General features: G+C 73.0%; 17 protein-coding genes. 7 read left to right on the top strand and 10 right to left on the bottom strand.

The genetic code is table 11. The features are described 5' to 3' along the window. Window positions 1-30: 30 nt before the first annotated feature. From V2J85_RS12035 to V2J85_RS12045, 3 genes are all read right to left on the bottom strand, one after another. Entirely contained in the window at window positions 31-960 is a 930-nt protein-coding gene (locus V2J85_RS12035; protein WP_330821568.1) for a hypothetical protein, read from the bottom strand. Window positions 961-1,021: 61 nt separating this feature from the next. After that, window positions 1,022-2,197, bottom strand: a complete 1,176-nt coding sequence (locus V2J85_RS12040) for a DUF2306 domain-containing protein (protein ID WP_330821569.1) — start codon at window positions 2,195-2,197, stop codon at window positions 1,022-1,024. A 126-nt stretch (window positions 2,198-2,323) separates the two neighbouring features. After that, window positions 2,324-2,839 carry a PadR family transcriptional regulator gene (locus V2J85_RS12045; RefSeq protein WP_261954707.1) on the bottom strand — a complete coding sequence of 172 codons (516 nt, stop codon included), beginning with the start codon at window positions 2,837-2,839 and terminating at the stop codon, window positions 2,324-2,326. Window positions 2,840-2,925: 86 nt separating this feature from the next. Between V2J85_RS12045 and V2J85_RS12050 the strand changes: the two genes are divergently transcribed. Further along, window positions 2,926-3,930 carry an Lrp/AsnC family transcriptional regulator gene (locus V2J85_RS12050; protein ID WP_261954706.1) on the top strand — a complete coding sequence of 335 codons (1,005 nt, stop codon included), beginning with the start codon at window positions 2,926-2,928 and terminating at the stop codon, window positions 3,928-3,930. A gap of 54 nt (window positions 3,931-3,984) precedes the next feature. On the opposite strand, the gene V2J85_RS12055 is transcribed toward V2J85_RS12050, so the two are convergent. The 3 genes from V2J85_RS12055 to V2J85_RS12065 all read right to left on the bottom strand — a co-directional run bounded on the left by V2J85_RS12055 (window position 3,985) and on the right by V2J85_RS12065 (window position 7,729). Next, window positions 3,985-5,877 carry a M28 family peptidase gene (locus V2J85_RS12055; protein WP_419836773.1) on the bottom strand — a complete coding sequence of 631 codons (1,893 nt, stop codon included), beginning with the start codon at window positions 5,875-5,877 and terminating at the stop codon, window positions 3,985-3,987. A gap of 298 nt (window positions 5,878-6,175) precedes the next feature. Continuing rightward, complete coding sequence (locus tag V2J85_RS12060; RefSeq protein ID WP_261954704.1) at window positions 6,176-6,652, bottom strand: SRPBCC family protein; 477 nt, start codon at window positions 6,650-6,652, stop codon at window positions 6,176-6,178. Window positions 6,653-6,871: 219 nt separating this feature from the next. Then, window positions 6,872-7,729: an RNA polymerase sigma factor SigF gene (locus V2J85_RS12065; RefSeq protein ID WP_330821571.1), complete on the bottom strand. Its 858-nt coding sequence runs from the start codon at window positions 7,727-7,729 to the stop codon at window positions 6,872-6,874. Window positions 7,730-8,522: 793 nt separating this feature from the next. Here V2J85_RS12065 and V2J85_RS12070 point away from each other — a divergent pair. The 5 genes from V2J85_RS12070 to V2J85_RS12090 are packed head-to-tail and all read left to right on the top strand — an operon-like array spanning window position 8,523 to window position 12,605. Beyond that, entirely contained in the window at window positions 8,523-10,565 is a 2,043-nt protein-coding gene (locus V2J85_RS12070; protein WP_419836768.1) for a sensor histidine kinase, read from the top strand. Further along, window positions 10,555-11,004: a roadblock/LC7 domain-containing protein gene (locus V2J85_RS12075; protein ID WP_261954701.1), complete on the top strand. Its 450-nt coding sequence runs from the start codon at window positions 10,555-10,557 to the stop codon at window positions 11,002-11,004. The genes V2J85_RS12070 and V2J85_RS12075 overlap by 11 nt, the downstream gene beginning before the upstream one ends. 2 nt (window positions 11,005-11,006) lie before the next feature. Next, a complete protein-coding gene (locus V2J85_RS12080; protein ID WP_261954700.1) occupies window positions 11,007-11,405 on the top strand; it encodes a DUF742 domain-containing protein in 399 nt (132 codons plus the stop codon). Continuing rightward, window positions 11,383-12,003: a GTP-binding protein gene (locus tag V2J85_RS12085; RefSeq protein WP_330821572.1), complete on the top strand. Its 621-nt coding sequence runs from the start codon at window positions 11,383-11,385 to the stop codon at window positions 12,001-12,003. Before V2J85_RS12080 ends, V2J85_RS12085 begins: the two co-directional genes overlap by 23 nt. Next, a complete protein-coding gene (locus tag V2J85_RS12090) occupies window positions 12,000-12,605 on the top strand; it encodes a GAF domain-containing protein (RefSeq protein WP_261954698.1) in 606 nt (201 codons plus the stop codon). Before V2J85_RS12085 ends, V2J85_RS12090 begins: the two co-directional genes overlap by 4 nt. A gap of 259 nt (window positions 12,606-12,864) precedes the next feature. Here the strand turns inward: V2J85_RS12090 and V2J85_RS12095 are convergent, their stop codons facing one another. Continuing rightward, window positions 12,865-14,178 (bottom strand): acyl-CoA dehydrogenase family protein, encoded by a 1,314-nt coding sequence (locus V2J85_RS12095; protein ID WP_261954697.1) that lies wholly within the window; start codon window positions 14,176-14,178, stop codon window positions 12,865-12,867. A gap of 333 nt (window positions 14,179-14,511) precedes the next feature. After that, entirely contained in the window at window positions 14,512-17,751 is a 3,240-nt protein-coding gene (locus V2J85_RS12100; protein ID WP_330821573.1) for an amidohydrolase family protein, read from the bottom strand. Window positions 17,752-17,932: 181 nt separating this feature from the next. Between V2J85_RS12100 and V2J85_RS12105 the strand changes: the two genes are divergently transcribed. Then, a complete protein-coding gene (locus V2J85_RS12105) occupies window positions 17,933-18,847 on the top strand; it encodes an alpha/beta fold hydrolase (RefSeq protein WP_261957339.1) in 915 nt (304 codons plus the stop codon). Between the two features lie 5 nt (window positions 18,848-18,852). On the opposite strand, the gene V2J85_RS12110 is transcribed toward V2J85_RS12105, so the two are convergent. Together V2J85_RS12110 and V2J85_RS12115 are read right to left on the bottom strand one after the other, a co-directional pair. Continuing rightward, a complete protein-coding gene (locus V2J85_RS12110; protein ID WP_261954695.1) occupies window positions 18,853-19,761 on the bottom strand; it encodes a transketolase family protein in 909 nt (302 codons plus the stop codon). 52 nt (window positions 19,762-19,813) lie between these two features. Then, entirely contained in the window at window positions 19,814-20,566 is a 753-nt protein-coding gene (locus V2J85_RS12115) for a transketolase (protein ID WP_410011240.1), read from the bottom strand. Window positions 20,567-20,591 lie beyond the last annotated feature (25 nt).

Genomic DNA, 20,591 nt, shown 5'->3' on the forward strand with positions numbered 1-20,591 from the left:
GACCTGGTGGCGCCTCAGCTGCGGTCCCGCTCAGGCCTGGGGCGCCGGGCCGCGGGCCAGCAGACGGTGGCCGATGGTGCCCGCCAGCAGCAGCCCGGCGACCATGGTGACCAGGGACAGCGCGGGACCCGACGACCAGTCGACCTCCGCGGCGCGCACCCCCAGGACGACGGCCAGGGCGAGCGCGATACCGGGGAGGGCGAGCAACGCCGGGCGGGTCCGGGTCAGATCGTCCTCGGCCAGTGCGCCGAGGACGCCGACGCCGAGGGCGATCGCCCAGACACCGAGCGCCTGGGCGTCCGGCCGGTTCACCGCCCATGGCACGAAGTCGGCCCAGAACCGCGGGCTGACCAGCAGGCCCGTACCGATGCCGAACCACGCCGAGCCGAGCACGGCCAGGAACGGCTTCGACCACCCCGGCAGCGGGGCGAGCCGGGCCGCCGGCGGCCGGACGGGCTTCAGGTACTGCCGCACCAGCGCGGTGAGCGCGCACACGGCCAGCACACCGAGCACGGCGACCCAGCCGAGACTGAACAGCACCAGGACCACCGCACCGCCCGCGGCCGCCTGCAGCCGGCCCGCGTTGAGCAGGCTCACCGCGAACAGCCCGACGAGCACCACGGCGAGCGGCAGGACCAGCGTGCGGACCTCCTCCCAGACCCGCGCCCGGCCGACGGTGAACAACCCGGGCGCCACACCGAGCATCGCCGCGCCGACCAGCGCGGGGCTCAGCGGCCCGGCCGACTTCCAGGCGCTGAACACCTGCCCGGTGAGGCCGGCCACCGCGAGCAGCGCCCCGACCAGGACGCTGATCACGCCGACGGTGTACGCGAGCACCGTCACGCCCACGGTCAGCGCACGGCCTCCGTCCGCCACGACCGACGGGCCGTCACCGGCCTGCCCCGCCTCCCCGGCCCCGGCCGCTTCGGCCGTACCGGGCACCTCCGCTTCCTCAGGCATCCGCGCTCCGCCTCCCTCTCCGGCTCGATCCCTCAACTGGCCTGGTACGTAAGGGCGTTGACTACGCCGGTGACGGCGTCCGGTGCGGGCGGCGGGGCGCGGCAAGCCCCTCCCGCTTGACCAGCTCCCGCGCGAACATGATCCGCAGACTGACCACCGTGGTCGCCGCGAACGCCAGCACACCGCAGCCGATGGCCACCCCCGCGGACAGCGCCGTGCCCCGGTCCAGCCCCGTGTACCGCTCGAACAGCAGCGCCGCGCCCGCCGAGAGCACCGGCGCCAGGCACAGGGCGGCCAGATGCAGGCGCCACTCCTCGCGCGCCCAGCTCCGCCCGTCCCGCCCCGCCCGCCGCTGGCGGACGAGCAGCACGGCATAGCTCACGGCGTACGGGACCAGGTACGCGACCAGCAGGCGCAGCCCTTCGGTGCCCCGGCCCAGGTACGACCGGACGATCCAGGCCAGCGCGGCCGCGCCGGCGAGATGCGCCACGGCGAGCACCGGCATCGGCACCCACGTCCCCCGCACCCCGGAAACCGACCCCCGCCGGTCCATCGCCCGCGAGGCGAGCAGCGCGCCGAACGCCACCACGGACCCGAGGTGCATGACCGCGACCCGGTTGATGTCCGCCATCGACAGCCCGGGAAGCAGCCACGGCAGCGCACCCCACTCCAGGCGCAGCAGCGGCGCGGTCATCAGGAAGCCGTAACACAGCAGCAGCCACCGCTGGTGCAGATCGGGGAAGCGTCCCACGGCGGCGAAGATGCCGAACGTCACGCTGAGCACCGTGCCCACCAGGATCGTGGTGAGCACGATCCAGAACGCCGCCCCGCTGAACGCGTCCTGGGGCGCGGTGCGCACCAGATAGGCCGCGGCGCCCGCCATCGACGCATACACGGTCAGGGCGAACACCACGCCCACCACCCGGTGCAGCCGGATCCGCCGCCGCACCGCCGAGAGCAGCTGGACCGGGCCGAGCAGCATCAGCGCACCGCCCAGCACCGAGTGCACGATCAGCGCCACCAGGCTGCGCCCGTACGGCCCGAGCCGGTCCGCGACGGCCTCGGCGACATAGCGCGGTGACACCGCACGCGCCAGCACCCATTCGCCGAGCGCCGGTGCCCCGCGCTGCGCGTACGGCCACAGCTCGGTCATCGCGATCGGGGCGTAGCTGACGCAGACGGCCACGACGGCGATGGTGGCCACGCGGCGCCAGGCGACCCTCCTCGGACGGTTCACGGCGACTCCCTCGCTCCGGCCCGCCGCCACCCCGCTACCCCGCGGCCCACGGCGCCAATAGTCCCGTCTGGACTATCGAGAAGGTAAGGGCGATCCGTCGCCGTGGTCAACGGTCGCGCGGCGGCCTCACTCCCCGCGCCGCTCCACCCACTGCCAGAAATCCACCATCATCCGCTCATAGCGGATACCGAACTCCAGCGCCTCGCGCTGCCCGCGGGTCAGCAACTCACCCACGCCCTCGGCGAGTTCCTCGTAGCCCGCGAGCGTACGGTGGTGCTCGGTGAGCTGCACCGGGGCGAGCACCTCCGGCCGCGCCCCGAACCACAGCTTCAGAATGCCGCGTTCGCGCGCCTCGACCGGCACGAACGCCGGGTCGGCGAGCCAGTCCGCCAGCGCCTTCCGGCCCGCCTCGGTCAGCCGCATCAGCCGCCGGTTCCGCCCGCCCGACTGCCGCACCTCCGACAGCAGCCCCGCCTCCACCAGCCGGTCGCACTGCGCGTACACCTGCGCATGCGGCATCGACCAGAACGGCGCCACCGTGCGCGCGGCCTCGACCTTCACGTCGTACGGACTCGCCTCACCCAGCTTGTCGATGATGCCGAGCACGAGGAACGAGGGCGTGGTCAACCGGGCGACATCCATGCCGCGACCGTACCGGTTCGGGGCGGGAGGACGGTGACGGGTCACCACGGCCGCCCTGCCGGCGGAAGCTGGCACACTCCTCCTCCATGAAGACGGGAACCGGCATCCTGGACGAGGTGGACCACCGGCTGGTGCACGCGCTGCGGATCGACGGGCGGGCGCCGTTCCGGCTCATCGGGGAGGTGCTCGGGGTGTCCGAGAGCACCGTCGCCCGTCGCTACCGCCGGCTGCGCTCCGCCGGCACCCTCCGCGTGGTCGGCACGCTCAACGGCGCCCGGCTCGGGCACCACGCCTGGACGATCCGGCTGCAGTGCACACCGGACGCGGCCGGACCCATCGCCACGGCACTCGCCGCCCGCGCCGACACCTCGTACGTCTACCTGCTCTCCGGCGGAACCGAGATCTCGTGCAGCGCCCGGACGCCCACCGCCGACGAGAGCGAGGCCCTGCTCCTGCACAAGCTGCCCAGGACCGCCCGGGTCACCTCCGTCTCCGCCCATCTCCTGCTGGACCACTACGCGTTGCCCAACGACTGGACCGGCCCCGCCCGCCTCACCCCCGAGCAGACGGCGCCGCTGGCCCCGCCCGGGCCCACCGCGGACGGCACCGGGGACCCGGCCGGCGAGGCCGGCGTCTCCGTCGGGCCGGACGACCGGCCGCTGTTCGACGCCCTGGCGCAGGACGGGCGGGCCGGCCACCCCGAACTCGCGGCCGCCACGGGATGGTCCGAGTCGACCGTGCGCCGGCGGGTCGCCGCGCTGCGCCGGGCCGGTGTGCTCACCTTCCTCGTCGACGTCCCGCCCGCCGCCCTCGGCTTCCGCGCCGAAGCGCGCCTGTGGATGTCCGTACGGCCGTCCCGGCTCGCCGCGGTGGCCTCGGCGATGGCCGAACACCCCGAGGTGTCCCTGGTGGCGCTGACCACCGGGCCGACCAATCTGCTCGCGGCCGTGAACTGCCGGGACTCCGTGGACCTCGCGCGCTATCTGACCGAGCGGATCGCGGCACTGGACGCGATCCGCTCGATCGAGACGGCGCCGGTCATCCGCACCGTGAAGCGGGCCGGCGCGCTGCTTCCCCGGCCCGCCCGCTGACACCGCAGCGGGCGGGCGCCTTCAGGTGGAGTCCTTCAGGAGACGCGCAGTCCTTCAGGAGACCTGGAGGGACGTGTCGTCGAGGACGAAGCTGGTCTGCAGGCTGCTGTCCTCGGTGGCGGTGAAGGTGAGCGTGATCCGCTGACCGACGTAGGGACTGAGGTCCAGGGTGTGCTGGGCGTAGCCGGGCGCCGCGTCGGTGTTGGACAAGGTGGTCAGGGTGGTGTTGCCGACCTTGACCCGGAAGGTGTCATAGGCGGTGCCGCCGGACTCCGCGGTGTCGATGTGCAGCCAGTACGCCAGCGTCGCCTTGGCGCATCCGGCGGGCACGGTCAGCGACTGGCTGAGCGTGTCGGTGGCGGTGGAGCCGTAGCCGCCGAGCCAGGCGAACCGGCTGCCGCCGTGGGCGGACTGCCCCGTGTGCGCGCCGATCGTGCCGGTGTCGCCGGTCCAGGGCGATGTCCCGTTCTCGAAGCCGCCGTTGGCGAGCAGCTGCCCGGCGGCGCATCCGCCGGCGCCCTTGACCGTCAGCGAGAAGGACGTGGTGTGGGTGACCGCCCCGGGCCCGGAGCCGGTGCCGGTGACCGTGAGCGGATACGTGCCGGGGGCGGTGGACGCCGCGGTGGCGACGGTCATCGTGGCGTTCGCGCCGCTGGTCACCGAGCCGGGGCTGAACGAGACGGTCACGCCCGCCGGAGCGCCCGATGCCGACAGCGCCACCGTCTGGGCGGAGCCGCTGGTGGTCTGGGTGGCGATCGTCGTGGTGAGGGACTCGCCCGGGGCGACGCCGCCGGAAGCGGGCGTGGCGGTCAGCGAGAAGTCGTTCGCCGGGGTGGAGCGGGCCACGGCGAGCTTCCAGAGCGTGGACGCGATGCCGTCGACACTGCGGTCGAGTCCGGTGACGTTGATGTTGGCGGTGGTGTCACAGGACTGGTGGTAGCAGGAGTCATAGGCGCGGTTGGCGGTGCCGCCCCACTTCGCCGCCTGCGCCGAGGTCTTCCGGGCGCTCGCGCCCATCGCGTACCCGGAGGTCGGGATGCCGGCCTGCTCGAAGGAGTAGTCGTCGGACCGGCCGGCGCCCTCGGTGTTCTCCTCCGGCTGGAGACCGAGCGAGTCCCAGTACGCCTTCATCGGCTGGGCGGCGGCGGAGGTGAGGTGGTTGATGAAGTAGCCGCCGTTGGGTGAGGCGATCATGTCGAAGTTGTAGTACGCCTTGATCCGGGACCGCTCGGTGGAGGAGAGCGAACCGACGTAGAAGTCCGAGCCGTTGAGGCCCTGCTCCTCGTCCGTCCACCAGGCGAACCGGGCCCGCGCGGCCATCGCGGGGTGGCGCTCTGCGAGGGTGAGGGCGGTCTCCAGGAGGGCCGCCGAGCCGGAGCCGTTGTCGTTGATGCCGGGCCCGGCCCCCACGCTGTCGAGGTGCGAGCCGAACATGTACACCGACGAGGTGTCCCCCTGGGGCCACTCGGCGATCAGGTTGGGCCCGGCCCCACTGGCGCAGCCGGAGGTGCAGGGCTGCTCGGTGACGGTGTAACCGGCCGCCTGCAGACGGCCTTTGACGTAGGCGACGGAGTCCCGGTAACCCTGACCGCTGGATTTACGGGTGCCGCCGTTGCGGTTCGCGATGGCGTTGAGCTCGGTCAGATGCGCCTGGACCTTGGTGACGTCGACGTCGGGGGCGTCGTCGGCGGCGAGGGCGTGCCGGGCGGGGCCGGGGGAGGTGGCGGTGGCGGGGGTTGCCGTGACGTGTGCTGCCGCGACGGGGGCGGCGGATGCGGGGGCTGTGGTGAGCAGCGCGGCGGCGAGGGTGACGGCGAGCGACGCGCCGGTCACCGCGAATCTTCGTAACACCAGGGCTCCTTGAGGGGGTTGGTGAGGGGTCGGCCGGAGGCATGGGAGTGCGCCGGGCCCGGTCGGGCGGCGGGTTGCCCAGTGGGGGATGGGCATGTCCATGCCCTGCATGGCGGCCGTACCATCACACCGCCGACGCCCTGACGTCAACGGATGTCCCGCGGCGGAGCAGTGTTTGTCGGAAAACAGCAGGCGATGCCCGATATCCGGGCACTTTTCGGAGCGCGGTGGAGTGGCGGAGTGCCGAAACGCCGGAGGGGCGGCCGCTGCCGCCCCTCCGGGAGATGTTCGTTTCGTGTCGCGTCAGTTCGTGCAGTGTCAGGTTCGTGCCGCGGCAGCTCGTGTCGCAGCAGTTCGTGTCGCAGCAGCTCGTGTCGTGTCAGTCCGTACCGCGTCAGGTGACGGGTCCCGAGCCGCCCGGCCGGATACGGCCGCGCCAGGCGCCGGTCTCCCTCTCACGCTGCTCGATGTAGGCCTTGAAGCGCCGCAGATCGCCCCTGGTGCGACGGTCGATCAGCCCGACCATGTCCGCGGTCTTCTCCGCGGCCCCGGTCGGCTCGACCTCCATCACCAGCTGCACCCGGGTGTGGCTGTCGTCCAGGCGCTGAAAACTGACCACACCCCTCTGGCGGGTGTCGCCGCCGGTGGTCCGCCAGGCGATCCGCTCGTCCGGAAGCTGATCGATGATCTCGGTGTCGAATTCCCGCCGGATGCCACCGATCTCGGTGGTCCAGTGGTTGTGCCGGTCGTCGAGTTGCCTGATCTCCTCGACGCCCTCCATGAATTGCGGGAACTCCTCGAACTGCGTCCACTGGTTGTAGACGGTGCGGACCGGGACCTCGACGTCTACCGTCTCCTTCACCGTGCTCATGTCCACTCCTCCTCAGTGGTTGCCATTCCTGCTCGCGACCCGGTGCGCGTGGTCCGCGGCGGGCCGGCGCTCCACCGGGTACCCGCCTCCACCGCCGGTATCCATGGCGGTGGAGGATCTCGCGGATCTTGAGGGTTTCGAGGGCCCCGAGGATTGCGAGGAGGAGCGTGAGAAGTGTGAGGACGGCGAGAGGTGCGGAGGACGGAATCGCCGCCGGAGTCAGCGCTCGGTGAGCATGCCGGTGCGCAGCCGGGAAAGAATGCGGGACAGCAGTCGCGAGACGTGCATCTGGGAGACGCCGAGTTCCGCACCGATCTCCGACTGGGTCATCTCCTGCCCGAATCGCAGCTCGATCAGCCGGCGTTCACGCTCGTCGAGCGTCTGCAGCAGAGGCGCCAGGGTGTGCAGGTCCTCGACCGTCTCCAGGCCCGGGTCCTCCTCCCCGAGGACGTCGGCCAGCGGGCGGCGCTGGTCGGCGGGATCGGGATCGGTGGGGGTGTCGAGCGAGCCGGCGGTGTAGCCGTTGGCGGCCACCAGGCCCTCGATGACCTCCTCCTCCGAAAGCTTCAGATGCGCGGCGAGTTCACGGACGGTGGGCTCCCGGTCGAGCGCGTTGTGCAGCTGTTCCTTGGCCTTGGCCAGTTCGCTGCGCAGCTCCTGGAGGCGGCGGGGGACGTGCACCGCCCAACCGGTGTCGCGGAAGAAGCGCTTGATCTCGCCGAGGATGTAGGGGACGGCGAAGGTGGAGAATTCCACCCCACGGGCGAGGTCGAAACGGTCGATCGCCTTGATCAGACCGATGGTGCCGACCTGGATGATGTCTTCCATGTCGTCACCACGGCTGCGGTAACGGCGGGCCACATAGCGCACCATCGACATGTTCATCTCGATGAGCGTGTTGCGCACGTATTGGTACTCGTGCGTGCCCTCTTCGTATTCCTGGAGACGCGCGAAGAACAGTTTGGAGAATTCGCGCGCGTCACGGGGGGCCACCGCGCTCGGGCACGGCACCTCCGGCAGATCAGCGCTCAGTTCGGTGTGCTGCTCGGTCGCGGTGTCATTCACGACGGTGGTCATCACGCCTTCCTGCGGCCCGACACGCTCGGGCGCCGCAGCGGCCGCCTACCCCGACGTACAGAAGTCATGCGTCCTTTCCGATCTGGCGGCATGTCATGCGCCGACGGCACGGGAGCTTCGGAGGAGTCTTGCGGAGCTTCGGAGGCCGGCCGGATCACCCAGGGCCCCCAGCCGTGCGGGGCGGCGGGCGCGGCGGGCGCGGCGGGCGCGGCGGGGAATACCGCCCCCCGCCTCCGCGTTGTGGCCCCGCAGGGGGCGCCCGTGTCCCCTACGGGATCTGTTCGGCCACCCCTAGGAGCGCCCACTCTTTAGGAGCGCCCATCCCCTTGCGCCCCCCAGGCGAGCCCCGATCCACCTGTCGCCCGCCGCCACCCCACGCGCTCCCACCCCACGCGCTCCCACCCCACCCGCTGGCACCCCCTCCGCTGTCACCCGCTGTCACCCGCTGTCACCCGCGAGGGTGAGAAACCGATTCGCCGTCCTCCGGGCAACTGGCGTCCCGCGCAACGGGGCAGGCTGAGGAGCGGGGTCTCCGTGTGGCGACACGCCGGGTCGGCCACCGGCGCGCGGAAGGTCGGTGCGCGCTGGTCGTGAGCCTCGGTGGGGGCGCCTGAGAGGGGTCAACTCGCCTTTTCTGGACGGTAGTTCGGATTGGTTCGCACTGGCGTGCGTGCGACGTCCACTCAAGGAGGTGGCGCGGGGTAGCGAAACCTCGAAGTGGGTCCGAACCCCACCCCCGCAACAACTAGCGTGCGTGCTCCGCGACTGCCAACGGCCGATCCGGAGGGCGCCGATGCCTACTGCATTCCCCCAGGGGACCCAGACGTCCCAGGAGGCTCCAACATCCGCAGGGACCCAGGGCTCCTCAGGGCCCGCCCCCGTACCCGTGGCCGCTACGGCGCCCGTCGCCGCCCGGCGCCGCGAGCGTGAGGGCGGACGGCACGGCCGGGCCTCCTTCCCGGAGTCGGCCGCCGACTCGGCGATACGGTCCCGCCTGGTCCGGCTCGCCGCCGTACCCTGCCTCCTCGTCGCCGTCATCTGTACCGCCGTCGCCGCCTTCGTCGTCCAGGCCGGCGGAGCGCGGCTCACCGGACGCGAATGGGTGGTCCTCTCCGGCGGCCTCGTCGTGGTCTGCGTCATCGTGCTCACCGCGGGCGCCGCCGCCAACTCCGAGGCCCGCGCCGCCGTCGCCCGCTACGCCCGGCTGCGCCAGGTCTGCGCCCGCAGCCAGTCCGACCTCTACGACCTGCTGGACCGGGTCCGCCAGGGCGAATGGCTCCCGCGCCGGGAACCCGAGAACGGCCCCGAGCCCACCGGCGACACCCTCGACCTGCTCGCCCACGAAGTCGCCGCCGCCGGCCGGGCCGCCGAGTCCGCCGTCATCGACGCGGTCGCCATCGCCCGCAGCAACGCCAGCGGCAGCGAGCAGAAGGTCGAGGTCTTCGTCAACCTCGCCCGCCGGCTGCAGTCCCTGGTACACCGCGAGATCGAGCTGCTCGACGAACTGGAGAACCAGGTCGAGGACCCCGACCTGCTCAAGGGCCTCTTCCACGTCGACCACCTCGCCACCCGCATCCGCCGGCACGCCGAGAACCTCGCCGTCCTCGGCGGCGCCATCTCCCGCCGCCAGTGGAGCCGCCCGGTCTCCATGACCGAGGTGCTCCGCTCCTCGATCGCCGAGGTCGAGCAGTACCCCCGGATCAAGCTCGTGCCGCCGATCGAGGGCACCCTGCGCGGCCACGCCGTCGCCGACGTCATCCACCTGCTCGCCGAACTCGTCGAGAACGCCACCATCTACTCCGCCCCGCAGACCCCCGTCCTGCTGCGCGCCCAGCTCGTCACCGCCGGCCTCGCGGTCGAGGTCGAGGACCGGGGCCTCGGCATGTCGGCGGACGAGCAGACCCGGATGAACGCCCTCCTCGCCGACCCCGACCACATCGACGTGGCCGAGCTGCTCAGCGACGGCCGGATCGGGCTCTTCGTCGTCTCCTCGCTGGCCCGGCGGCACGGCATCGTCGTCCGTCTGCAGAGCAACATCTACGGCGGCGTCCAGGCCGTGCTGATCGTCCCGCAGGCCCTGCTCGGCGCGGAATCCGCCGAGGAAGCGGACGCCGCCGCCGGCCCGCGCGCCGCCGTCTCACCGGACAGTGACCCCGCCCGCGACCACGGGGACTACGACATCTACGACAGCTACCACCCCGACGAGGGCGCGGCGGACGCGGCGGACGGCGGCCGGGACCGCGGATACGACCGGTACGACCGCCACGAACCGCACGCCCGCCCGAACCCGGTCGACGCCGCCCCCCGGACCGTGACCATCCCCGCCCCCACGCCCGACCCGGACTCGCCCGCCGCCCGCCGCCGGCTGGTGCGCGCCGCGGACGTCCCCACCCCCGACCTCCCCCACCCCGAGGCGACCGCCGCCGAACGGCACACCGCCACCCCCTCCGTCGAGAGCGGCCCCGCCGAACGGCCCGCCGCCCCCGGCCCGGTGGTCCTCCCGCCCGCACCGGCCCCCGTGGACAACAGCGCCCGCCCCCGGCTGCCCCGCCGGCGCAAGCAGACCCATCTCGTGCCCGAGCTGCGCGGCGACCCGATCCTGCCGTCCGCCGCCCGCCGCGACGGCCCCGAACCCGAGCACGACCCGGGTCTGATGGCCGCCTTCCGGCGCGGGTTCAGCCTCGCCGACGACAGCTACGCCGACACCAACGGCACCGCCCTGGATCTGCCTGACGCCCTCGGCACCCCGGGCGGCAACGACCTGCAACACCACGACCGTGACCACGACGCCCCGATGGCGCGCCCCCGAGGAGACGACCACAACCATGGTGAGTGATGTGCGTACGCAGGCGCATTTGCAGCGGCAGGCCGGCCAGCAGACCGATCTGTCCTGGCTGCTGACCGGGCTGGTACAGCGCGTACCGCACGCCCGCAGCGCGCTGCTGCTGTCCTCGGACGGCCTGGTCAAGGCCGCCCACGGCTTCGAACCGGACAGCGCCGACCACATGGCGGCCCTGGCCTCCGGCCTCTACTCCCTCGCCCGCAGCGCCGGGGTGCGCTTCGGCGACGGCGACAACGTCCTGCAGGTCGTCGTCGAGCTGGAAGCCAGCTTCCTGTTCGTCTCCACCGCCGGATCGGGCGCCTGCCTGGCGGTGCTCGCCGGGCGCGAGGCCGATGTGGCGGTGCTGGGCTACGAGATGTCGATGCTGGTCAAGAGCGTCCGGCCGTATCTGTCCACCCCCGCGCGCCACCAGGCGTCCGCGGGCGGTCGTTGACCATGACCGTGCGTCGCCGGCAGCGGCAGGGCGGGGACCCGTGGTACGACGACGCGGCGGGCCGGCTGGTCCGCCCGTACACCGTCAGCAACGGCCGGACCCGTCCCACGGCGCACTTCGACCTGCTGACCATGGTGATGGCCACCGGCCGGAAACCCGTCGCGTGCCAGGGCCCCGACTACGCCCAGGTGCTCGGGCTGTGCTGCGGGCCGGTCTCGGTCGCCGAGATCGCCGCCCACATACGGTTGCCCGCCGTGGTCACCAAAGTGCTCCTCGCCGACCTCGTCGACTGCGGGGCGCTCACCGCGCGGGCCCCCGCGGCCGTTTCGGCCGGGCCCGCGTCCCGTACCGACCGAGCCCTGCTGGAGGCGGTGCTGAATGGACTTCGCAAACGACTGTGACCCCCACGCCCAGGGGGACGACGCGCCCGGCCTCTTCCCGACCGCGCTCAAGATCCTGGTCGCGGGCGGCTTCGGGGTCGGCAAGACGACCTTCGTCGGAGCGGTGAGTGAGATCGAGCCGCTCAGCACGGAAGAGCTGCTCACCCAGATCAGCGTCGGCACCGACGATCTGGCGGGCGTCGAGGACAAGAACACCACCACCGTCGCCATGGACTTCGGGCGGATCACGCTCAGCCCCGAACACGTGCTGTACCTCTTCGGGACGCCGGGCCAGCAGCGGTTCTGGTTCATGTGGGACGAGCTGTCCAACGGTGCGCTCGGCGCGGTGATCCTCGCCGACACCCGGCGCCTGGACCAGTGCTTCGCCGCCGTCGACTTCTTCGAGCGGCGGGGCATCCAGTTCATCGTCGCGGTCAACGAGTTCGACGGCTCCTTCCACTACGAGCCGGACGAGGTCCGCGCCGCCATAGACCTCTCCCCCCAGACCCCCGTCGTGCTCTGCGACGCCCGACAGTGCAGCTCGGCCACCCACGTCCTGGTTTCGCTCGTCGAGCATCTGCTCACCCCCGTCCTCGCCGCGACCCCGGAGCTGCCATGAACCACCCCGCCTCCCGTGTCCCGTACGTCTCCTACGACCCGACCCGCCATCTCCTGCTGACCCCGCAGGACGACGAGGCCCCGGCGCGCGTGGCCCGGCTGCGCGCCCTGGGGATCGGCACCGCCCCGCTCCCCGCCTTCGACGAGTTCGCGCGCAAGCTCGCCCGCACCACCCGGGCGCCGTATTCGATGGTCAATTTCATCGACGAGCACCGGCAGTACTTCGCCGGCCTCTACACCCCTGCCCAGGACCAGGCCGTCGAGCTGGGGCCGGCGCCGGCCAGCGCCCAGCCGGGCCGGGTGATGGACCGTGACCACGGCTACTGCCCGCATGTCATCGTCCGCCGCAAGGCCCTGGTCCTGGAGGACGTCTGCGATTACCCGCGGTTCGCCGGCAACCCCGTGGTCGACGAGATCGGCATCCGCTCCTACCTCGGCGCGCCGCTGATCGACCGTACGGGGATGGCGCTGGGCACCGTGTGTGTGGTGGACCTGGAACCGCGTCCCTGGGGGCGGGAGGGATTGGAGACCATCAAGTCGATGGCCGCCGAACTCGTCGAGCAGATCCACCGGATGGAACAGCGGCAGCAGGAGAACCCCTGACCGTTCCTTGATACAGGAAAAGCCCTGACCGTTCCCTGATCCCTTTCCTGAACTTTCCCCGATCCGCGTCCTGAACTTTCCCCGATCCGCGTCCTGATCTTTCCCCGATCCGCGTCCTGATCTTTTCCCGATCCGTGCCCTGATCTTTTCCGGATTTCCCCGTGCCGCGGCCCCGGCGTCCTGCCGGTGGCCGCGGCGCCGTGTCCGGGCCCCGCCCCCGTCGGCCGGGCTTCGGCGACCCGGCCCCGGCGACCCGCGCTCAGCGCGGCCGGGCGAACCAGGAGCGCTGGCGGGAGGAGCCGGTGCGCTGGCCCGGCACGGTGGGCGGCGCGCCCTCACCGGAGTCGACGGCTTCGGCAGCCTCCTCTTCGTCCGGCCACTCCGAAGGCGCCAGCCGTAGCTGCTCGGCGAGCCGGCTGGACCATTCGCCCTTCGCCCGGCCCAGGGCCAGTTCGCCCAGGCGCAGCAACTGGATGTCGGTGGTACCGGCCGGCGCGAAGATGTGGTGGGCGTCCCGCAGGAAGCGCTCGATCGGCCGGTCGGTGAACAGCCCGCACGCGGCGTGGATGTCCATCGCGTCCCGCGCCGACTCCAGCGCCGACTCCACGTTGACCAGCTTGGCGTTCATCAGCTCCGCATCGCACGGCAGCCCCTGGTCCAGCAGGTGCACGGCGTGGTACGCGGCGAGCCGGGCCAGCAGCAGCCGCGACTGGATGCGGCCGAGCTTGAGCTTGATGTTGCCGAGGTCGGCCAGCGGTCTGCCGTAACGCTGCCGCTGCGCGCAGAACTTCGTGGTCTCGTCCAGCACCGCCTGGTGGATGCCGAGTGAGACGGCGGTGAGGTTGGGGCGCCCGTACAGCACGCTGGAGGAGTACGCCACGGGCAGCCCGTCGCCCTCCCGGCCCAGCAGATTGGCCGCCGGGACCCGGCAGTTGTCGAAGAACAGCTCGCCGAAGCTGAAGCCGTGCAACCCCATCGTGGGCTGCTGCGGCCCGAGGCGGAACCCGGGGCGGTCGGACTCGACGAGGAACGCGGACAGGCCCTTGGAGCCCTCGCCGGTGCGGACCACGACGCCGTGCAGATCGCCGACGTGGCTGTTGCCGACGTAGATCTTGCGGCCGTTGAGGACGTAGTCGTCGCCGTCCCGGACCGCGGTGGACGTCATGCCGAGCACATGACCGCCGGAGTCCGGTTCGGTCACGGCGATGGTCGGCAGGCAGTCGCCCGACGCGATGGCCGGCAGCCAGGTCTTCTTCTGCTCCTCGTTGCCGAAGTGGACGATCTTGGCGACGCCCAGCTGGGACGCCTGCGCCATGGCGCCCATCGCCGCACTGACCCGCGACAGCTCCTCGATGATGAGGGTCTTGGCGACGTGCCCGGCACCCATCCCGCCGTACGCCCGGTGTACGGTCACGCCGATCCACCCCTGCCGGGCGATCAGCCGCGAAAGGTCGTGGCAGACGGTACGGCTCGCCTCCATCTCCGCAATCCGGGGACGGACCTCCCTCTCGGCGAAGTCCCGTACCCGGAGCCGGAGCGCTTCGTGTCGCTGGTCCGTGAAATGGCGATGCAAGACAAGCCCTCCTCCGCGATCTTCCCCGTGCTGATCGCACCCCGCCTCGGGACGGCGCCGGCGGCACCGTCTGCAGTGGTCGTTCCGGAACGTGATCCGTCGCTTACCGCGTGCAATACCCGTTGGCATACCTACTCCGGACCCCCCAAAACATCAACTGGCCGGTATTGCCGGAGGAGTTGGAGTGCAGAGCGCCGGCGCACAACCCCTTGGGCGGCGAAGGGGTGGCGTGGTGTCCCGGGGCCCCGGGACACCACGCCACCCCCCCGCCCCCCCCCCCCCCCCCCCCCCCCCCACCCCACACCACCCCGCTGTGCGGCGGTCGTCGACGGGTCAGTGCGCCGGATCGCAGCAGGACTCCCGGCGCTGCTGCCGGCCCACCTCCAGCCAGTCCGTCCCGGCCGACCGCAGCGAAGTCCGGCCGGCCGGTGCGGGGAAGGATTCGGTCAACTCCCGCTGGGTGACCACCCGTCCGCCGCGCAGCACCGCCGAGGTCCGCACCAGCGTGTCGAAGTCCTCGAACGGATTGCCGTCCACCACCGTCATGTCACCGAGCTTGCCGACCTCCAGCGTCCCGAGGTCCCGCTCCGCGCCGAACACCCGGGCGGGCAGCGCGGTCGCGGTGCGCAGCGTCCGGGCCGCACCGAGGCCACCGCGGTGCAGTGCCCGCAGCGACAGGTGCAGCCCCAGTCCGACCGGCACCAGCGGCTGGTCGGTGCCCAGCGCGACCAGCCCGCCGCCGTCCAGCACCCGCCGGTAGAACCCGGTCTCGGTCGCGATGTCGGACAGCTGGGCCGGTGTCGGCCGGTGACCGGCGTTCTCCCGTACCACCGCGGTGTCCCAGGGCGGCATCAGCCGGGTCACCCGTACGTCCTCCGCCAGCGCCGGGTCCTCGCCGAGCAGCGCCGCCGACGAGAACGGGGTCGCGATCAGATGGAAGTCGCTGCCGGTGTAGATCTCCTCGACGTCCTGGTAGGCGTGCCCGGAGCCGGACACCGCGTGCCCGAACTCCATGCGCTGGGTGGCCTGCAGATGGGTCGTCAGGTCCTGGCCGAGCTGGACGCCCGGGGTGAGCAGATGGCTGCCGGCCCGCACCCCGAGCCGCCGTTGCGCGAAGCGCGCCGCCTCCGCCATCACCCAACCCGGCGCCCGCACATAGGTCTTGACGAAATCCCAGTCCAGGGCCGCGCCGCGCTCCAGCGAGCGCCGCAGCCCCTCCCGGGTGCGGTGCGCCCGCCCCATGCTGTACGCGACCCGGCCGCCGTCCAGCAGCTCCCCGCAGGTCAGCAGCCGTGGCCCGGTCAGCACCCCGGCCGCCACCGCCTCGCGGATCCGGGCCTGTTCGTAGGAGAAGCCGCCGCAGGAGACCGCGGTGGTGATCCCGTACGCCAGCTGCAGCGCGGTCTGCCGGCCGCCGTACGTGATCTGCCAGGGGTGGGTGTGCGCGTCCCACAGGCCCGGCAGCACGGTCCGCTCCGAGGCGTCCACCCGCCGCGCGGCACCGGACCGGGCGGTGCGGTGCGGGCGCACCTCCGTGATCCGCCCGTCGCGCACCACCACGTCGACGTCCTCCCGCACCGTCTCGCCGGTGCCGTCCCAGAACGTCCCCGCGTGCACGACGGTGTCCCGGGCGCGGGCCGGCCGGTGGGTGAGGGACAGCGGGACCGTCCGTGCCGGGCCGCCGGACACCGGGATCAGCCGCAGCCGCCCCGCCGAGAGGTAGAGGAGCGTGCCGGAGTCCCCGGACCACGACGGATGGTCGGCGCTCTCGTCGGTCAGCTGCCGCGGCGGACCGTCCGGCGTGCCGTCGGGCCGCACCGGCAGCACCCAGAGCGCGGACTCGGCGATCACCGCCATCCAGCGGCCGTCGGGCGACCACACCGGCCCCGAGTCGTAGCGGTCGGCGATCGAGACATGTGCGGCGACCGTGAACACCCGGCCCCGGCCGGTCCCGGTGTCGAGGACCCGGATGACGTTGTAGCCCTCGCGGAAGCGGCGGTTGAGGCGGTTGCGGTCGCAGTACGCCAGGTAGCGGCCGTCCGGCGACCAGCTGGGACGGCCGGGCAGCCCGCCGGCGCCCATCGGCGCGGCCAGCACGGTCTCCGTGCCGTCGGCCAGCGTCCGTACCACGAGATTTCCTGACATGTCGAGCGCGGCCAGCCGCCCGCCGTCCGGGGACAGCGCCGGCTGCACCCGGCCGCCGGTGGCCAGCACGGTCTCCTCGCCGGTGGCGACCTCGCGCCGGCGCACCGCGAACAGCCCGTCCCGGTCGTCCGCGTAGAGCAGTGCCCGGCCGTCGCGCGACCAGCTCGGCGCGGACACGTACCGGGTGGCCCCGGCCCGGACGATCCGGCGCGGTGCGCCACCGCCCGAAGTGGGCGCCAGCCACAGGGAGTTGAGCGCGGCGAAGGCCACCGTGCGGCCGTCGGGGGAGAGCGCCGGGAGATGCACCCCGCGCAGCGGGCCGGCGGCGGTCCGCTCGAAACCGTAGTCCTTGACGCGGTAGCCGGGGCGGTCCAGCGGCAGCCGTGCGCTGAACGGCACGGTCTCGGTGTGCTGCGGTTCGTCCGGCCGGACGATCCGGAACTGCCCGCCGGCCGTCAGCAGCAGCTCGTCCCGGGAGATCCAGCGCGGCGGCACCGGCTCCACGTCCCCGTCCACCGCGACCGCCCGGCCGTCGACGACCAGCGCACAGGTCGGCCCCGGGTAGTCCGTGGTCCGCAGGTACGCCAGCCGGCCCGCGGGGGAGAGCGCCGGCACCAGTACCTGGGCGGCCGCCGTCTCGGTGTGCTCGGTGCGTACCGCGCCGCTGCCGTCGGCCGCCACCGAGGCCACCGTGCGCGAGACCAGCGCGGTGCCGGACACCGTGCCCCGTACGAAGAAGAGCCGCGTGCCGTCCGGCGACCAGCAGGGGTCGAAGTCCTCCCAGGCGCCGTCCTGATGCGGCCCGTCCTGGCCGGGCAGCCCGGTCACCCGGGTCAGCCGCCCGGTCCGCGGCTCCAGCACCCATAACCGGTACGGGCTGCCGGCCACCGGGTCCCCGCCGCGCTCGGAGGCGAACGCGATCCGGGTCCCGTCCGGCGACCAGGCGGGGCCGCGGTCGTCCCAGGGCCCGTCGGTGAGCTGCCGGAGGTCCGAGCCGTCGGTGGCCAGCGTCCACAGGTGGAAGTTGCCGCCCCGGTAGGCGCAGACCGCGATCCGGCGGCCGTCGGGGGAGTGCACCGGACGGGTCGGCTCCAGATCGGGCGGGGTCAGCGCCACCGCCTCGCCGCCGGCCCGGGGCAGCGACCACAGGACGTTCTGCACCTCGGCGACGAGCCGGTCGCCGGCCGGGGCGAGCGAGGCCGCGCCGTTGGTGGCGGCCGTGAAGGAGAGCGCGCCGCCGGACGCGCCGGCGTCCTGGGCCGCGGCGGCCGCGGCGGCCGGGGCGCCGACGGTGACCCCGGCCAGGCCCGCCGTGGCCGCGGCCGAGGCCGTGCCCTGCAGGAACCTGCGGCGGGAGAGCGGTGCGGCCCGAGGGGGCGCGGGGGTGGGCGCGTCGGGGGTGTTCCCGAATCCGTCCGTGGTGTCCAACGATCCTCCTGTGAACGGGAGTTGCGGCACTGGCGCCAGGAAAGAACCGGCTGATCGTGCCACGGCCCGCACCCGCCCGGCCAACCCCGCCACGCGCGCCCCCTTGGCGCTCGGCGGCCCGGACGCGAGAGTGGACGCCGACGACTCGTCAGCCCCGCCCCGGCAGTCAGGAGACGACGCCATGCAGCAGGACTTCCACCAGGCCCCGGACGGCGCCCGCATCGCCACCTACACCTGGCTGCCGGAGTCCGGCCGGCCCCGGGCCCTGGTCCAGATCGCGCACGGCGCCGCGGAACACGGCCGGCGCTATGACCGCTTCGCCCGTTTCCTGACCGGCCATGGCTACGGCGTCCTCGCCTCCGACCACCGCGGCCACGGCGCCACCGCCGCCTCCACCGGCGGCCGCGGCGTGGTCGGCGAGGACTCCTGGCGCGCGATCGTCGCCGACCTCAAGGCCCTCGGCGACCACGCGGCCGCCGGCCATCCCGGCATCCCGCTGGTCCTGCTCGGCCACAGCCTGGGCTCGATGCTGGCCCGCGACTACGCCCAGGAGTACGGCGCCGACCTCGCCGGCCTCATCCTCAGCGGCACCTTCCGCACCCTCCCCGGCCTGGACATCGAGGCCGCCACCGCCGAACTCGACGAGGAGATCGCCCGGCACGGCCGGACCGCGCTCTCGTCCTTCATCCCCCGCACCTTCCGCTCGTTCAACGACGCCTTCGAGCACCGCACCGGCTACGAATGGCTCTCCCGCGACCCGGCCGAGGTGGACGCCTACGTCGCCGACGAGAACTGCGGATTCCCGTTCTGCGCCGGCCTCGCGCGCGACTGGGTGCGCGCCATCCGCAAGATCAACGACCCGGCGCACCTGGCCCGGATCCCCCGCGGGCTGCCCGTCCACCTCGCCGTCGGCGAGCAGGACCCCTGCCACGCGGGCATGACCCTGGTGCACGAACTCCTGGAGGACTTCCGCTATCTCGGCACCCGCGACCTGACCTGGAAGGCCTACCCGCACGCCCGGCACGAGATCCTCAACGAGACCAACCGCGACGAGGTCCAGCACGACCTGCTGGCCTGGCTCGACAAACACATCTGAACCGGTCAGGAGCCGGACGGCAGGAACCCCACGATCCGCTCCCGCAGCCCGTGCGGGTCCAGGCCGTGCGCCGCCAGGTGCTCGTCGAGCTGTCCGTACCGGCGCAGCTCCCGGCGGCCGACGCCGAGCCCCAGCACCCGGTGCGGCCGGTCGGCCAGCGCGTCGTTGGCGAACCGGGTCGACGTCCCCGCCAGACAGGGCTCCACGATCACCACGTCCGCGGCGTCCGCGGCCCCGGTCGCGGCACGCAGCGCCGCGCCGTCGAAGGGCCGCACGGTCGTCGCGTAGAGCACCCCGACGTCCAGGCCCTCGGTCGCGGCGAGCACGTTGTCCAGCATCGGGCCGACCGCCACGACCACGCCCCGGCGGCCCTCCCGCAGTCGCTGGAACCGGACCCCGTCCACCGCCCGCGGTGCCTGGTTGACCTGCACCGACAGTCGCACGTACACCTTGTCGTCGCCGGCCGCGGCGGCCTGCCGCAGCAGCGTCTCGGCCTCGTCCGGATGCCCCGGGACGTGCACGGTCCAGCCGTCGAGCGTGTCGAGCAGCGCGATGTCACCGGGCGACATGTGGGTGTAGCCCCCGCTCGGCCAGTCGTACGAGCCGCCGGCGCTCACCAGCACCCCGCCCACGCCCTGGTGGCCGAAGTCCAGCTTCACCTGCTCGAAGGGGCGCTCCACGAGGAAACTGGCGAAGGTGTGCATGATCGGCCGCAGCCCGGTGAGCGCCAGCCCGCTGCCCACGCCGATCAGCAGCTGCTCCCGGATGCCGACGTTCACCACCCGGTCCGGGTGCCGTCGCGCCGCCCCGGTGAAACCGTCCACGCCGATGTCGGCGAGGACGACCGCCAGCCGGGGGTCGTCGTCCAGCAGGTGCGACGTGACCGAGGCGAAGCGCTCACGCATGGTGTCCATCACGGAAAGCCTTTCTCGAAGCTCTGGTGGGGAGGAGGAGGGGACCGCGCGGTCAGGCGCCCTTGGGCTCGACCCGGGCGACCACGGCGTGCGGACGGCCCGGGTGCGGTGCGGTGAACGCCTCGTACAGGGCCCGGTGGTCGCGGCCGTCCACGGTGGCCACGGACCAGCCGGCGGTCTCGAACCGGGCGGCGATCCCGCCGCGCCAGCCGTGCGTGGCCGAGGAGTTGTCGATGACCAGCGTGTGCAGCCGGTCCAGCCCCGCGGCGCCCGCGTAGGCCAGTGCCTCGTGGTTGCTGCCCTCGTCCAGCTCGGCGTCCCCGATCAGCACCCATACGGCCGGATCGGTCCGGCCCTGCGCCCGCAGCCCGAGCGCGGTGCCGACGGCCAGCGGCAGCCCGTGCCCCAGCGATCCGCTGCCGATCTCGGCACCCGGCACCAGCAACCGGTCCGGGTGGTGGCCGAGCGGCGAGTCGTACGAGCCGAAGCCCGGCAGCCAGTCGACGGGGAAGAAGCCCTTGGCGGCCAGCACCGCGTAGTAGGCCATCGGGCCGTGGCCCTTGGAGAGGAGGAAGCGGTCGCGCTCGGGGTCGGCGGCGCGCTCGGGGGAGACCCGCAGCACCCGGTCGTAGAGCACCCACAGCGCGTCCAGCGTCGAGGTCGCGGCCGGCCCGTGCTTCTCATCCCCCGTCATCAGGCTCATCAGGCCCGGCAGTTGGGCGAAGCCCGCACCTGTTGTTGTCGTCGTGTCCGTGCCGGCCGCAGGCGTCGTCCGCGGCGGCTTGTCGTGCGTCGTCTGCGTCATGCCACCGAGCGTGCAACCTCAAGCG

Origin of the sequence: Streptomyces bugieae, assembly GCF_036352915.1 — a bacterium.
GTDB classification, from domain to species: domain Bacteria; phylum Actinomycetota; class Actinomycetes; order Streptomycetales; family Streptomycetaceae; genus Streptomyces; species Streptomyces endophytica.

What these genes read in the sequence shown, in the direction of transcription:
- V2J85_RS12035 (WP_330821568.1), bottom strand. Translation starts at nt 960, where the DNA reads ATGCCTGAGGAAGCGGAGGTGCCCGGTACGGCCGAAGCGGCCGGGGCC.
- V2J85_RS12045 (WP_261954707.1), bottom strand. Translation starts at nt 2,839, where the DNA reads ATGGATGTCGCCCGGTTGACCACGCCCTCGTTCCTCGTGCTCGGCATC.
- V2J85_RS12050 (WP_261954706.1), top strand. Translation starts at nt 2,926, where the DNA reads ATGAAGACGGGAACCGGCATCCTGGACGAGGTGGACCACCGGCTGGTG.
- V2J85_RS12055 (WP_419836773.1), bottom strand. Translation starts at nt 5,877, where the DNA reads ATGCCCATCCCCCACTGGGCAACCCGCCGCCCGACCGGGCCCGGCGCA.
- V2J85_RS12060 (WP_261954704.1), bottom strand. Translation starts at nt 6,652, where the DNA reads ATGAGCACGGTGAAGGAGACGGTAGACGTCGAGGTCCCGGTCCGCACC.
- V2J85_RS12065 (WP_330821571.1), bottom strand. Translation starts at nt 7,729, where the DNA reads ATGACCACCGTCGTGAATGACACCGCGACCGAGCAGCACACCGAACTG.
- V2J85_RS12070 (WP_419836768.1), top strand. Translation starts at nt 8,523, where the DNA reads ATGCCTACTGCATTCCCCCAGGGGACCCAGACGTCCCAGGAGGCTCCA.
- V2J85_RS12075 (WP_261954701.1), top strand. Translation starts at nt 10,555, where the DNA reads ATGGTGAGTGATGTGCGTACGCAGGCGCATTTGCAGCGGCAGGCCGGC.
- V2J85_RS12080 (WP_261954700.1), top strand. Translation starts at nt 11,007, where the DNA reads ATGACCGTGCGTCGCCGGCAGCGGCAGGGCGGGGACCCGTGGTACGAC.
- V2J85_RS12085 (WP_330821572.1), top strand. Translation starts at nt 11,383, where the DNA reads ATGGACTTCGCAAACGACTGTGACCCCCACGCCCAGGGGGACGACGCG.
- V2J85_RS12090 (WP_261954698.1), top strand. Translation starts at nt 12,000, where the DNA reads ATGAACCACCCCGCCTCCCGTGTCCCGTACGTCTCCTACGACCCGACC.
- V2J85_RS12105 (WP_261957339.1), top strand. Translation starts at nt 17,933, where the DNA reads ATGCAGCAGGACTTCCACCAGGCCCCGGACGGCGCCCGCATCGCCACC.
- V2J85_RS12110 (WP_261954695.1), bottom strand. Translation starts at nt 19,761, where the DNA reads ATGGACACCATGCGTGAGCGCTTCGCCTCGGTCACGTCGCACCTGCTG.
- V2J85_RS12115 (WP_410011240.1), bottom strand. Translation starts at nt 20,566, where the DNA reads ATGACGCAGACGACGCACGACAAGCCGCCGCGGACGACGCCTGCGGCC.